General features: G+C 43.3%; 12 protein-coding genes. 8 read left to right on the top strand and 4 right to left on the bottom strand.

The genetic code is table 11. The features are described 5' to 3' along the window. Positions 1 to 42: 42 nt before the first annotated feature. Positions 43 to 732 carry a RadC family protein gene (radC, locus tag BM008_RS01040; RefSeq protein ID WP_091931955.1) on the bottom strand — a complete coding sequence of 230 codons (690 nt, stop codon included), beginning with the start codon at positions 730 to 732 and terminating at the stop codon, positions 43 to 45. Between the two features lie 144 nt (positions 733 to 876). Between radC and BM008_RS01045 the strand changes: the two genes are divergently transcribed. Next, positions 877 to 1707 carry a molybdopterin synthase gene (locus tag BM008_RS01045; RefSeq protein WP_091931958.1) on the top strand — a complete coding sequence of 277 codons (831 nt, stop codon included), beginning with the start codon at positions 877 to 879 and terminating at the stop codon, positions 1705 to 1707. Between the two features lie 24 nt (positions 1708 to 1731). On the opposite strand, the gene BM008_RS01050 is transcribed toward BM008_RS01045, so the two are convergent. Then, positions 1732 to 2142 (bottom strand): winged helix-turn-helix transcriptional regulator, encoded by a 411-nt coding sequence (locus tag BM008_RS01050; RefSeq protein WP_091931961.1) that lies wholly within the window; start codon positions 2140 to 2142, stop codon positions 1732 to 1734. A gap of 249 nt (positions 2143 to 2391) precedes the next feature. Here BM008_RS01050 and BM008_RS01055 point away from each other — a divergent pair, with 249 nt between their 5' ends. Both BM008_RS01055 and clpB read left to right on the top strand, forming a co-directional pair. Further along, positions 2392 to 2853 carry an Hsp20/alpha crystallin family protein gene (locus BM008_RS01055; protein ID WP_091931964.1) on the top strand — a complete coding sequence of 154 codons (462 nt, stop codon included), beginning with the start codon at positions 2392 to 2394 and terminating at the stop codon, positions 2851 to 2853. 178 nt (positions 2854 to 3031) lie between these two features. After that, on the top strand, positions 3032 to 5647 hold the full coding sequence (clpB, locus tag BM008_RS01060) for an ATP-dependent chaperone ClpB (protein ID WP_091931967.1): 2616 nt from the start codon (positions 3032 to 3034) through the stop codon (positions 5645 to 5647). Between the two features lie 91 nt (positions 5648 to 5738). Here the strand turns inward: clpB and BM008_RS01065 are convergent, their stop codons facing one another. Then, on the bottom strand, positions 5739 to 7439 hold the full coding sequence (locus BM008_RS01065) for a hypothetical protein (RefSeq protein WP_091931971.1): 1701 nt from the start codon (positions 7437 to 7439) through the stop codon (positions 5739 to 5741). 213 nt (positions 7440 to 7652) lie between these two features. After that, positions 7653 to 8504, bottom strand: coding sequence for a TrmB family transcriptional regulator (locus BM008_RS01070; RefSeq protein WP_091931973.1), 852 nt, complete (start codon positions 8502 to 8504; stop codon positions 7653 to 7655). A 193-nt stretch (positions 8505 to 8697) separates the two neighbouring features. On the opposite strand from BM008_RS01070, the gene BM008_RS01075 reads away from it, so the two are divergent. The 5 genes from BM008_RS01075 (at position 8698) to BM008_RS01095 (ending at position 14829) form a co-directional block, all read left to right on the top strand. After that, positions 8698 to 8877 (top strand): hypothetical protein, encoded by a 180-nt coding sequence (locus tag BM008_RS01075; RefSeq protein WP_091931976.1) that lies wholly within the window; start codon positions 8698 to 8700, stop codon positions 8875 to 8877. Positions 8878 to 9514: 637 nt separating this feature from the next. Beyond that, positions 9515 to 11773, top strand: coding sequence for a hydrophobe/amphiphile efflux-3 (HAE3) family transporter (locus tag BM008_RS01080; RefSeq protein WP_245747899.1), 2259 nt, complete (start codon positions 9515 to 9517; stop codon positions 11771 to 11773). Then, complete coding sequence (locus BM008_RS01085; RefSeq protein ID WP_091931979.1) at positions 11770 to 12867, top strand: COG1361 S-layer family protein; 1098 nt, start codon at positions 11770 to 11772, stop codon at positions 12865 to 12867. Before BM008_RS01080 ends, BM008_RS01085 begins: the two co-directional genes overlap by 4 nt. 57 nt (positions 12868 to 12924) lie before the next feature. After that, positions 12925 to 13983, top strand: coding sequence for a COG1361 S-layer family protein (locus BM008_RS01090; protein WP_342707553.1), 1059 nt, complete (start codon positions 12925 to 12927; stop codon positions 13981 to 13983). Between the two features lie 42 nt (positions 13984 to 14025). After that, positions 14026 to 14829 (top strand): TrmB family transcriptional regulator, encoded by an 804-nt coding sequence (locus tag BM008_RS01095; RefSeq protein ID WP_091931982.1) that lies wholly within the window; start codon positions 14026 to 14028, stop codon positions 14827 to 14829. The last annotated feature ends 3 nt before the right edge of the window (positions 14830 to 14832 follow it).

Raw genomic sequence — 14832 nt, forward strand, 5'->3', positions numbered from 1 at the left:
ATACCTTAAATGTTTTGTTAGGTATGAGCGATTATGAGAATATCATCTGATATATCCTTCATCTTTCAGGCTGACATACCTGCCATCTCCTATCACAACATGGTCCAGTACATCAATTCCAAGCAGTTTTCCACCGTCTACTAACTTCTCGGTAACAGCAATATCCTCTCTGCTTGGTGTTGGGTCGCCTGATGGATGATTATGTGAAAGAATAACTGAAGCACACGATTCCATGAGTGCTGCTTTGAATACCTCTCTGGGATGCACGATGTTCGCGTTCAGGCTGCCGATGGATATGATCTCTTCCCGCATAACATGGTTCTTTGTGTCAAGTAGAAGTGCCACAAGTCTCTCGCGCTTATGTTCGCGCATCCGGGGATAAAGGAGTGAGTAGACATCAGCAGGTGACCTTATCTTTCTTTTAGGCTCGTCGGTGTATCCTTCAAGCTTGCGGGCAAGTTCAAAGACCGCAGCTATCTGCGTTGCCTTTGCATTTCCAACTCCATGTATCTGGGTGAGCATGGAAATGTTCGCCTGGCTTAGCTGCTTGATATTGTACTCAGAGAATATGCGTCCGCACATATTGACAACATTTTCTTTTCTGGAGCCGGTTCTGAGGATTATCGCCAGCAGTTCTGCATTAGATAATGACTCCGGTCCGTATTTCAGAAGTCTTTCACGCGGCCTGTCATCTTCCGGCATATCGTGGATACTTATTTTGTACTCACTCATTGCAATTGCTACAGAACGGATGAATATAAATTATTCGTAATTGTCATATTATAATTTTTAACTAATCAAAAAGATAATGTCTATGACCTGCCAGGGTGCATTCTCGTTGTGTACTTATAGAATGACCTGGCATAATGCCATCACATGAAAGTTATTTGCGTTGCAGGTTACAAGAATTCCGGCAAGACCACGCTGGTAACACGTCTTGTTGATGCTCTCTCTAAAAAAGGGTCCACAGGAACTGTAAAACAGATGCTGCATCATCGTTTCAATCCGGAGAACACAGATACTGGCAAACACTTCGATGCAGGTGCTGACGTGGTTGCAGCTATTACTGATAGCGAGCTTGTAACGATAAAAAGGAATCCTACACTTGAAGATTCCCTCAATGCCCTTGCTGACAGTGGAGTTGAATTCGCCATAGTCGAAGGTGCAAAGAGCAGTGATCTCCCAAAGATATTCCTTGGGGACGTTGAAGGTTCTGATGATATTTCTAACATCATTGTCCAGTTGCCTGTAAGGTCGGAGTGGGACATAGATGCTCTTGTGGAGCTGGTCCTTGACCAGCCGGAATGGGTGACACTCGATTCTCTTATCAGGAAAGTACGTTCCAATCCTGATATTCGTCTTTCAGGTGGTATTGCAACATTTACCGGGATCGTCAGAAGGATCAATGGGGATGTTGAGACCACAGCAATCGATTTTGAAAAGTATGAAGGTGTTGCTGACAGGGCCATCGAGAAAATATGTTTTGATCTAAAACAAGAGGATAATATCATAGATGTGCTCATTCACCACAGAACAGGCCTTATCAGGTCAGGTGAGGACATTGTCTACATCGTGGTAGCTGCTGCACACAGGCAGGAATTATTTGAAACCTTGACCGAGGCACTTGAGCGTATAAAAGATGATGTGCCAATATGGAAAAAAGAATTCACCATCGAGGGTGATTTCTGGGTACACGATAAATTATAAATTAATTTTGTTTATGGAAATGGCTTACCTGTTCTTCAGGCCCATTTCCTCATCGATCTCTTCGGCTATCTTTTCCAGTTCCTGGAACATACGTTCGGAGTCTTTTCTCATTTCCTGAACTGCGGCCTTGAGGCTTCCTCCACGAAGGCAGAGTGCTCTCTTCTCTCTATATATAAGACCTGCATTGACAAGGTTCCTTATGTGATGGTTCACTCTTGAGAGGTTAACGTCAAGGTTCTCTGCAATAGCATCAGAAGATATTCTTTCCTCTCTTTCTGCGAGTTGCTGCAACAGGTCATGAACTATCTGTGTTGCAATGTTCTCAGTATCCCTTCCCGAGGATAATCCAAAGCTATTACAGAACCAGCGGATATCTTCTTCCAGCTTTTTTTCCCTGGGTTTTTCCAGGTTGATCAGGATTATCTGTTGTGGCATAGGATTACTCTATTGAACTATCAGTATATATAAGTTTCTTCTATTTTGTTGATATCATATCGATAAAACCGATAAAATAGCGATTTTTTGCAAAAGATTTATATAGGAGTTCTGCAATATAATTGCTCAGTTGACCGGAACTATTCTGGTCATATCGTAACAGGACAAGAACAATACATCGATAAAAATATTGAACCGTCGGACGAACAAAGAACAACTGAATATCCATAAGCTAAAAGGAGTGATAACATGAGATTTGGTTTAACAAAAGTAACACCTGCAAGTGGAGGATTATGGGATCCTATGGGAGATATCGTACAGATGCAGGATATGCTGAACAACATGTTCAAAGAGCGAAGCCTTGGGGAAAGATGGTCAGAGGCAGGAATACTTGCACCTCTTGTGGATGTAAAGGATGAAGGTTCTGGGATCCTTGTAACCACTGATCTTCCGGGTGTTGAGAAAGGTGATGTGGATCTTGATGTCAGTGACAACATGTTAACGATATCTGCAATGCGCAGTGCAAGCAATGAGGACAAAGATGAAGGCTATCTTCGCAGGGAAAGGACCTATAGTTCATTCTCAAGGACCGTGACATTACCGGATGCTGTGACCAGTGACGGTGCGAAGGCAAAACTTGAGAATGGAGTGCTCACTGTCTCTCTTCCGAAGTTGCTGATCGAGGAAAAGAAGAAGATACTCATTGAGTAGATGGTCTTGTACATGAGTGATCATGCCTGCAACTTATCCCTGATCGGGAGTATTGCAGGCTTTCAACTTTAATTTTCGCCGGGTTGGGCATGGCCCTATAAAAACGTGTCAAAAGTGATTTAAGCTAATTATTCACAAATAAAATAATGGGGATGTTGATCCCGGGGAGTTTACAATAATGGACATTGAACGTTTCACACAGAAAGCCCAGGAAGCTATTCAGGGCTCAAGCACTATCGCTGCAAGATACAGAAATCAACAGATAGATTGTGAACACATGTTCCTTGCATTACTCGAACAGAGCGGGGGACTTGTAACTACATTATTACAGAACATGGAAGTTCCGGTGGACCGCCTGAAGCAGAAGGTTGAGGCACAGCTTGCCAACCTTCCTCAGGTGTCAGGTCCCGGCGGTGAACAGGTCTATATGACACAGACCATGAGGCGTATCCTCGATACTGCTTCACAGGAAGCCGGAAAGATGAAGGACGAGTATGTCAGCGTCGAGCATCTTTTACTTGCAATGGTAGAGGAAAAAGATAGCCAGTGTGGCAAGATCCTCGCCAGTGAAGGTGTGACCCGTGACAGACTTCTTGATGCAATAAAACAGGTAAGGGGGAATAGAAGAATTACTTCAGAGAATCCGGAAGACACAATGGAACCGCTAAAGAAGTACGGTATTGACTTCACAGAACTTGCAGCTCAAGGTAAGCTTGACCCTGTTATCGGAAGGGATCATGAGATCAGGCATTCTGTAGAGATCCTTTCACGCCGCAGAAAGAACAATCCTGTGCTTATAGGTGAGGCTGGAGTAGGTAAGACCGCAATTGTTGAGGGTCTTGCACAGCGCATTGCCAAGAAGGATGTTCCTGATGCCATGAAAGACAAGCGTATCATTGCCCTTGATATGGGTGCATTGATAGCTGGTGCCAAGTTCCGTGGTGAGTTCGAGGAAAGGCTCAAGGCAGTGCTTAAGGAAGTCGCTGATTCTGAGGGTCAGATCATTCTCTTCATTGATGAGATACACACCATTGTAGGTGCAGGTGCAACTGAGGGTGCCATGGATGCAGGAAACCTCCTCAAACCCATGCTTGCCCGTGGTGAACTACATTGTATCGGTGCTACAACAGTAGACGAGTACCGTAAGTACATTGAAAAGGATGCAGCACTTGAACGCAGGTTTCTGCCAGTATTTGTCGAGGAACCAACGGTAGAAGACACAATATCCATCCTTCGTGGACTGAAGGAGAAGTATGAAGTACACCACGGTGTACGTCTTAAGGACTCTTCACTTGTTGCTGCTGCAATCATGAGTAGCCGTTATATTGCAGACAGGTTCCTTCCTGACAAGGCTATTGACCTTGTAGATGAGGCTGCTGCAAAGAAGAGAACTGCCATTGACAGCAAGCCAGCAGAGCTTGATGAAGCAGACCGTAAGATCATGCAGCTTGAGATCGAGCGTGAGGCACTGAAGAAGGAGAAAGATGCGGCTTCAAAGGATCGTCTGGAAATCCTCGAGAAGGAACTTGCAGACATCAGGGCTGAATCTGATGCCATGAGAGCGAGATGGGATCGTGAAAAGGAAGCCATCTCAAAGCTAGGTGCTCTGAAGCAACGGATAGAAGATGCAAAGATCCAGTACGATCTTGCTGAGAACGATGGAAATCTAGAGCTTGCATCACGTCTGCTGTATGGTGAGATCACCCCACTGCAACATGAGTATGCTGAAGAAGAAAAGCAACTTCAGGAAATGCAGGGTGAGATGCTCCTGAACGAGGAGGTCGGTGAAGAGGATATTGCCGAGGTCGTCAGTCAGTGGACCCACATACCTGTTACAAGGCTCATGGAAGGTCAGCGTGAGAAGCTTGTTCACTTCGAGGATAACCTTCACAACCGTATCATCGGTCAGAGCGAAGCTGTAAGGGCAGTAGCTGATGCGGTCATACGTAATTATGCAGGTATCAAGGACCCGAGACGTCCAATTGGTAGTTTCATCTTCCTTGGTCCGACTGGTGTAGGTAAGACCGAACTTGTAAAGGCACTGGCAGCAGAGCTGTTCGATGATGAGAACAACATGGTGCGTATCGACATGTCAGAGTACATGGAGAAGCACACTGTTGCAAGGATGATCGGTGCACCACCTGGGTATGTAGGACATGATGAAGGTGGTCAGCTAACAGAGGCTGTTCGCAGGCGACCATATTCAGTTGTGCTCTTCGATGAGATCGAGAAGGCACATCCTGATGTGTTCAATGTCATGCTTCAGATCCTTGATGATGGCCGTCTGACCGATTCAAAGGGAAGGACCGTTGATTTCAAGAACACTCTGATAATCATGACCTCGAACATCTTTGCAGGTGACCTTACTGAGGTCCTGAGGTCCGGTGAGGATGAACAGGATGTGGACTACGCTACATTGCAGATGCGTGCCATGACCGAGCTTGGAAAGTTCTTCAGGCCGGAGTTCCTAAACCGTGTCGATGAGATCGCTCTCTTCCATGCATTGAAGCCGGAAGAGCTTGTCAGGATCGTTGACATCAAGGTAGCTGACCTTGTTGACAGGCTCAAGGACAAGCGTATCGGTCTTGAACTCACAGATGCTGCAAAGGCATACCTCTCAAAGACCGGTTACAGCGAGACATTTGGTGCAAGACCACTTAAGAGGGTAATTCAGAACGAGGTCGAGACCATGATCGCCAAGCTCATCGTTGCAGGTGAGGTTCCGGAAGGTTCCACAGTTCACGTTGATAGCAATGGGGCTGAGCTGACTGTGGATATAAGGTCTGCGGAATGAAAGGACAAGTATCGTATCTGATATATCTAAAATAAGGTCTGGATGCTGTAAAAGCATCCAATTATCTATTTTTCTTTTTCTAATTACTTAATTAGGATCCGAGTGCCATTCTGATAAGTACTATAGATCCAACAAAAAGGTCAAGGACTATCAATCCTCCAATGACCATGCCTCCCAGTTTCAGGTACTTTGTGTCAAAGTCCAGTATCGAGAGTGCATTCTTCACGGAATCCATGGTATCATTGGCTTTCTCAACGGTTCCCTGTGCTTCCACAAGGGTTGCATTGACATTATCAAGAAGAAGGTCGATACGAGGTTGTTCCTCTGTTCTGATATTTTCAAGAACACCGTGCAGTTCATCCAGTGTCTGTGGAATTACTCCAGGAACCTCTTCCCATTTGTTAGAGAGGAGTTCATATTTCCTTTCCATCTTCAGGGATTGTCTGAAGTAGAATGCCTTCTGAGCCTTCATCAGGTCATAGTTGCGCTGGTATCCATCGAACTTTGTGCTCAGGGATGCTGATATCTTTGCACCGTATGGCTGCATCATTGACATCGAGTTGCCAGGTGCTTTGATAGATGTTGCAAGTCTGGCTATGTTGGCTGCAGAGATATTTGTTCTCTCTTTATTGATGCTTGCTGCATTTGCTGAAATGCCAGTTGCTTCAATGTTCTTTGTGGATGTTGTTCTTAATGTGGGCTGGGGATCTGCAATGTTCCTGACCGTTCTGTCACCTGTGCTGGCATCAACTGATCCTACGGTATCCTTGGTATCTATATTATCTCTGACACTTTCTACATCCTTGCTCACGTCAACAGTTCCGGCGCCAACATTGATGTTCTCTTTATCAATTATATCTGCAACATCGATATTGTCCTTGATCTGATCGCCTATGGTCTGATCGCCTATGGTCTGATCAGCGAACATGTCAGTTGCATTTATTACATCGTCAAGGACACTGCTGGCATAGATCCTGTCCTTTGGGACCTTGATAGCTCCGGCAGCTATCTCAAATTTGTTCTCAGGGTGTATCTTGATTATGTTTCCTAGTTGAGCGGTAACAGTATCCTTTCTTGAGATGAGTCCCTCATAGTAGAGCTTGTCAGTCTGGATCATGTCCAACTGATCTCTTATCGATGGACTCAGTTCAGTTATTGATACCGGTACTTTTCTTTTAGTGACAAAGAGCTTCTTTACTTCCTTGAGGACCTCTTCGGTAACATCCAGATTATCATCAAGTGATGCAAGTATGTCCTCTATCATTGGCTGCTCGATCGTGTTCAATCGTTCAAGGACTTCCTTTGCATTGTAAATGCCCGTTGTGACAACACCTGGTTCCTGGTAGAATATGTCATGTATCTCCTGGTTCGCGGTTGCCAGTTTTGCCATGAGCTGGAACTTTTCTATCACATCACTAAAGTCTGAGATGATGTCCCAGAAATTAAAGTCAAAATTGCCGGTGTCAGTGACACCATTTTCTTTAAGTTTGTTCTCAAGCCGTGTCTTTTCCTGCCTGAGTGAATCAAGTCTTTCTTTTTCTTCGTCCCAGAGATCTGCTTCACTTCTTGGTGTGAGTCTCTGGATCGTAAGGAGTTCCTCTGCCTCTTTTAATGTAGAGTTCAACTGTTCCCCAACAGCCTGTATGGTCGAACCGATCACTGCAATTGCCATACCTGCTTCTTCGGCTGCCTCACCTGCATCTTCAGCAGCATTTCCTGCCTGATAGATCGCTTTACCAACTGTGTATAATCCTCCAGTGGCAACACCTGCTACTACATCAAACCATCCCATATTTTTTCCTCCTGTCCTCTTATGATCTTATCCGAAGGTGACAGGCTCCGCTTATCCCGATTGCTATCTGGCGGTTCCACATCTCTGAATGTCCTGTTCACTCTACGGATGCTGCATTAGGACTTCAGCAATTTTATTGGCAACTTATAATATATACTTTGCCTATATTTTTATGGTTTCTGTTAGGTTTGCTGTTATATAATGTGATAATTTCTACAGGTTAATATTGACCTTCTCAGCCCTTAGCCACAGATCCTCAAATTTATCTCTAAGCTTCCCTGCATATTCCCGATCATAGACCTTAAGCTCTCCAAATAGCTTTTTTGGTTGGAGGGGTTCGGGTATAGGTATGTAAGTTATGTATTCATCAATTAGTATGAAATCATATTCGCATTCAAGTACTCTTACTTCCATGTTCTTCTTTATCATTGTCCGGGTGTTCGGGTCGTGTATCTGCTCAAACTTTTCTTTCATGGCAATGGTGAACATATCTTCAGGAACTATCGTTTTGATCTTTATCCCTTTCTCTGCAGCTTTGACAAATTCATCGATCACTGTAGGAATAAGTGTTTTTGGATCGACGCATTTCTGATCCTGCAGCATCTCTGCTATTCTTCCTGGTTTGACATGCACGATCTCCATTTCGGTTTCATCCAGCATGCTTTTGATGTTCTTGATGATGTCCTCTTCACCTATCAGGGTGGACCAGAACTGGATCTCTGTGTGGTCAGGCTGGCTAATGTCGGATAATTTCGTTTCCAGGTCAGCAACTCTTAACTTGAAGTTCTCCAGCTCGTTTCTGGATTCTTCCTCTTTTTTTGAATATAGGTTATTGAGAGCTATGGTTGGTTTGACTGCTCTGTATTGTCTGGGTCTTGATCTCTGGAACTCTACAAGTCCCATGTTGTTGAGATTAGAGAGTACTTCGTATATCTTTCCAACTGGGATCTCTGACTTGCGTGATAGTTCCTGGGCACCTGAGACTCCTTCTTTAAGAAGGGTTGAATAGGCGGATGCTTCGTATTTTGTGAGTCCGAGGTCTCTTAGTTCTCTTTCAGTATCCATATTATTCACTTCATGAACGTTTTTTTGCAGGTAAAAGGCTTATTAATATCTAAGTTAAAACAACTATAAAGAGGTTTTCTCTCTGTAATTATATTATTTGTTGAAAAAAGCAACTTTATATACAATCAACACATCGTCTAACTTGACTATACATCGACAAGAATTTGTATTGATCAGATCATGGAGGTCTTTAATGCCAGTAAGAAATAACGTTTCATCATCCTCGGTGGATATATTAAAAGAGCACATCGCTGATCTGCCGATAAGGAGTCTGGATGATGAATGGATTATGTGTAATAAGGTAGAGCTAGGTTCTGTAATGGAAGACAGGTCCAGGGTATGTGCTCATATGAACAGCACTCGGAAAGAATGAGTTTTCTAAACTGCCTTCTCATAACAACTTTATTTACGTTTTTTTAAGAGTGTAATGCTTATATTCTGGTTTGTATATACAAAGCCTGTTGGATTCGATCTTAACTGAAATATTGTTATTGATGAGCTTATTCTTTCAGAGTCATACTATTCTTTCTATATTCTTGATGTCTATTTTTATGGGTGTATTGTTTCAAAATAAATCAAACTTGTCTATAAATCGAAAGACTTATCTACTAATACGTTCCTAGTAATCATGTGTACCATCAACACGCTAGTCGTGTAGTTTAGTACCACCCTATCCAACCCCCAAAACGAGACATCCTTTCAGGATGTCTCATACCCAATTCTACTGTGATCAATGATGAACTATTTTATATTCTGCTTTGGCACCTTTTTTTAACTATTTATCAGTTTATTACAGGGTAAAATCCTTTTATATACAAGAAAGTCATTAGAGGTCTAATAAAACAACTAAAAGAGAGTTTTTTTATTATCATAATTAATCATTAGGAGTGTTTATCATAAAAAATATCTTTGAAAAATTGGGTGTTTTCATCGAAGACAATACCGTACCCATTATATTGATAGCACTGCTTCTGATCATCATCTCATTCCAGGGCGCCCAGTTGATAGGGATGGCTTCAGGTACGGATACCTTTGTAGATAAGAACTCAAAGTTGTATCAGGACTATGACCATCTTTATTTGAACCTGTTCGGTACGGAATCCATTGTAATGATGGTTGAAGGTAGTGATGTGACCGATCCGGAGATATTGAAAGCCTTTGACAGGGCTTATACCTCAATTAGTAACATTCCCAGTGTTGTGGATGTGACATCTCCGTCGACCGTTATAAAACAAGCTAATTATCAAATGACCGGCAGAAGCAAAATTCCTGATGATGCCGCTACGATAGATGCGATAATTGACTCTTCTATGCCTTCTTCTCTTATTACTGACGATACTCATGCTACGATGTATGTGGTTGTTGAGGGAACTGCATCTGACTCGACCAAAGAGGAGATCCTTCGTGAGGTAGAGATATCTGTCAGACAGGCAAATTTCCCTGCCGACTATAACGTCATTGTAACAGGTGACCCGGCGTTCAGCATAGCAATGAATGAGGAAATGAACACAAGTATGGGATTATTGTTGCTACTATCTGTACTTCTGATGGTGGTTGTTCTGTATCTTGTCTTCAAACATGTAAGATGGAGACTTCTCCCTCTTCCAATAGTGTTGGTTGGTATTATCTTTACATTTGGTGCAATGGGTTTTCTTGACATTCCGATGTCGATGGTTTCCATGTCGGCGTTTCCGGTACTCATAGGCCTTGGTATAGATTATGCGATCCAGTTCCACAACAGGATAGAAGAGGAGCTTGCACGTGGTGAATCAGAAGAAGAGGCTATTATAGATACCGTGAAACATACTGGTCCTGCAGTTCTTATAGCACTTATAATCACAGCTCTGGGTTTCTTCTCGCTGTTCACATCTACAGTTCCAATGATCCAGGACTTTGGAAAGCTTTTGATGATCGGTATCATAATGTGTTTCATCTCATCCCTGTTCCTGGGGGTAACTATCCTTTATGGATTTGATAAACTATCCAGGTACAACATACTTGGGAAACTGGGATTGAAAAGAAAGAATGATGGATCCAATGCCCATTCTTCTGCAACTATCGATCCTGAGGACCATGACCCTGATTTCCTTGAGAAGGCCCTGAAAGGGATCGCTACATTCTCAATGAAGAACCCTGTCATTATTCTGGCAGTTGCCGGATCCCTTTGTCTTGGAGGTCTCTATGTGGATACAATGGTCCCTATACAGACAGATACCGAGACATTCGTTCCCCAGGATATGCCAGCACTTCTGGAGCTTCAGCATATGGGTGAGATCCTTGGAGGCGATGACCAGCTCAATCTTATCATCAAGACAGATGACAACACAGATCCTGATCTGCTTGAATGGATCGATGACTTCTCTGAACACGAGGTAGAAGGCCGTAGTCATATAGATGGCTCCTCAAGTATCGTTGACCTTGTAAAAGAAGCGAACTCAGGTACTATTCCTGATAGCTCGGCCGAGGTAGCAGCTATCTATGAACAGCTTTCTGATTCTCAAAAGGAGACCTATCTGGAAGGGAACAATATCATCCTTCTTAACCTTAATATAGGAAATGCCATGAGTGAACTCGGTCTTGAAGGGATAGAGGCTCTTGGAGATGTGGTGGAAGAGGATCTTGTATGGATGGCACCTCCTCCAGGGAACAGTGTGACCATCACCGGTCATTCAATGGTATTTGTCGCAGTTATATCTGCACTTACTTCAGGACGTTCACTTATGACGCTGCTGGGAATAGTGCTTGTATTTTGTGGTCTGCTGGTCATATACAGGGATTTCCTGAAAGCTTTCACTCCTGTCATAACAATGATCATAGTGGTCGGATGGTCTGGTGGCCTCATGTACTACACTGGCATGGAATATACACCCATGACAGCTACCCTTGGTGCACTTATCCTTGGTGTTGGTTCTGAATATGCCATTCTTATGATGGAGCGTTATTTCGAGGAAAGGGACAAAGGAGCAGACCCTGAGTTAGCAATGCAGGAAGCAAGTGTTAAGATCGGTAAGGCTATCGTTACATCAGGTCTTACGACAGTCTTTGGTTTCTCGGCATTGATAGCTTCACCATTCTCAATAACAAGTAATTTCGGTGTCATCACGGTTATGGATGTGGTGCTCGCCTTACTTGCAACATTTGTGATCTTCCCGCCTGTTATTGTTACACTTGACAAGTACAGGGAAAAGAGGAAGCACTATATTGCAACGCACAAAAAGAACGGATCAAAAGGCGTTCTAAACAACATTCAGGAGGCAAGTACCCAATGAATGTGAATTATGGAAAGATCATGACAAAGAAGTATACTCTTCCTTTGGTGGCATGTATTCTGCTTTCAGTTTGTTTTGTAGCGGCAGTCCCATCTGTATCTGCAAAGGAATACCTGCCTCCTACATATGAATACACGACCAATTATTACAACTCGTACGGGGAGCCTGACATTTCGGCTTCCATTATCGGTGATGTAGAATTCGAACGTGGCGAGACCGCCCGTCTGGAAGTGGTGCTCGCGAACAGGGGTGTTATCTATGGTTTCAAGGCAGACCAGGGCGTAGGTACATCAGAAACAGAACATGAACTCTCACTTCAGGAGTTGGAATATGAGACTATGAGGACCACTGCGTATGGTATAAAGGCAAGTCTTGTGTCCACCACCGACCAGATCGAGGTCGATGCTGAAACGAATATCCATACACTTGAGGAGCTGTATCCCGGAGTTCTTCCAGAGGATCCCATGGTGTTTACAATAACGATATCTGAGAATATTCCTGCAGGTGTCTATATTCTGGAACTTCCTCTTAGTTATGAATACCAGAAAGATGTCAGGATGACAGAAGGTGAGTCTGTGATACTTGGTGAACCTGATCTTGACCATGCAAGTTTCTATGAGAATGTAGAGACAACACTTCAGATACCTATAGTTGTTGAACCGGAGGCAATGTTCGAAGTCACAAATGTCACTGGGACACTTGAAGCTGGCAGTACCAATGTTGTGAACATCACCTATACCAACATCGGTGAACTTCCTGCAGAGGATGCGGTTGCAAGGATAGTTGTCATGAAGCCTCTGAGCACAGAGCGTTCAACAAGATCCCTTGGTTCTATGCAGCCTGGTGAGAGCAGAACAGTGTCTTTCAATATAGCTTCTGAACAGAGTGCTATTGCGAAGTCATATGGTATTGACAGTGAGATAAAGTATTATGATGAGGATGGAGAGGATTCCTTCTCCAATAATATGAAAGTAAGTCTGGAACTGAACGAGCCACAAAGGCAGATCAATGTTATAGGACTTGCTATTGCTGGAATTGTAATAATATTGATCGTATTGGTAGTTAAGAACAGAAGGAAAAACGGTTCAAAATAATCTGGATGGATGTTAATGATGAAGAATATATATCTTAATAAGGTGGTTTTGGTATCATTGGTCCTCAGTATGCTCTTTGTATTGCCTGTGAGTGCTGAGACGATGACTATAGATTCAGAGCTTCCTGACTTTTTCAACTTTGATGAGAACTATTACACAGTTTACGGTGGTCCTGATGTCAGTGCCACTCTTGTAGGAGATAATGAATACTCAAGGGGAGATGAAGTGACCCTTGATGTAAATCTGATGAACAAAGGTGTCATAACAGGTTTCAAGTCAGAAGAGGATGATGACCCGATATCTGATCTCGATCAGAAGATACAGAAGACAGAGATGGGTTATGAAGCTCAGAGAACAACAGCTATTGGTATAGTTGCTATTCTCTCTTCAGATGACTCCAATGTGAGGGTAACCTCAGGTCCACAGGAAGCCGGTACACTCGCATCCGGTGAACAGACCTCTGATCCGCTGGAATTCAATATAGAGATATCCAAGAATGCTCCTGCCGGAGAATATCCACTCAACCTGACACTCTATTATGGATATCAGGAGAATGTGCAGATAAACGGTGACAATGAGACCGATCTTGGTATCACCAATATGGAAGTTGGTCTGTGGTATGCAGTTGGTCAGCAGTTCGAAGAACTGAGTGTCATTGTAGAAGATGAGGCTGATTTCGAGGTCGTAAATGTGACCGGTGAACTGGAAGCAGGACAGGAAGGTCTTATCTATGTGACCTACAAGAACACTGGTGAGGAAGCTGTAAAGGATGCAACCGTCAGGATAAGTTCTGATGATCCGTTCAGTACTACCGATGACCAGTCCTTCATTGGTTCACTTGGACCTGGAGAAACTGCTGAAGCTGTCTTCAAACTGAAGGTCGATGAGACCGGCGTTCCAAAGATGTATGCTATCAACAGTGAGATCAAGTACGAGGATATGGATGGACACAGTCAGATATCCGATACTATAAAGATAACAACAGAGGTACTTCCTGCAGGTTCATCCGGATCAGGTTCAGGAGCTTATGTTGGTATTGTTGTAGTGCTCATCATTGCAGTTGTTGCTGTAATAGGCGCTAAGAAATTCATGGCTAAGAAAGAAGGAGATAACTGATCTCCTTCTTCTCTCCCTATTTATGGGGGTATTCTCATTACTATGCTTTTAACATCTCTTCAGAACCTTGGTTTCACATCTTATGAGGCTAAGGTATTCATTGCTCTTGCGAAGAATGAAAGTGCAACAGTATCTGCCTTGCATCTTGATTCTGATGTTCCTAATTCTGCTATCTATGGTGCGCTCAAAAAACTGGAAAAAAGGGGTATCATCGAATTCCAGAACACAAAACCCATGCGTTACAGATGCCTTCCTCCTGAAGATGCTATTTTAAAATTAAAGCGTGACTTCGAAGATGAATGTGACAAAGTTCTCTCTGAACTGAACGAGATATATGGTGTATCTTCCTGTGGCAGAACAGAAGAACTTATCTGGACCATCAAAGGTGCCAGGAATGTCACTGATAAGGTCATACAAATGCTCGAAGGTGCTGAAAAGGACATACTCGTAATGAGCTCCTCAACCCCGTTCCGTACATTTGCGGAAAACTATCCATCTCTTAGAAAGGACTACATGACGATCATCGGTATCTTCAACAGGAAAACAACTGATGAGGGTGTAAGTGTGAGGGTCATTAGTTCAAGTGATGATGAGGCCAGAAAGATCTCTAATATGGTGCCGCTTGCATCTGTCAAGGTGAATTCAGTGAAGGATGCTTCATTCGATCTCAAAAGCTTTGTTGTGGTGATAGATGACAATGAGATGCTTGTTGATATAATGAAAGAGGATGATGGGGAAGCTGACCTTACGGCTGTGTGGACCAATGGTGCAGAGTTCGCCTATACTATGTCTCATCTACTTAATGCTAAGTGGGAGACTTCAGAGGACTACGATACCGTTAAATAAGAT

It is taken from the genome of Methanolobus profundi (assembly GCF_900114835.1).
Taxonomy (GTDB): Archaea; Halobacteriota; Methanosarcinia; order Methanosarcinales; family Methanosarcinaceae; genus Methanolobus; species Methanolobus profundi.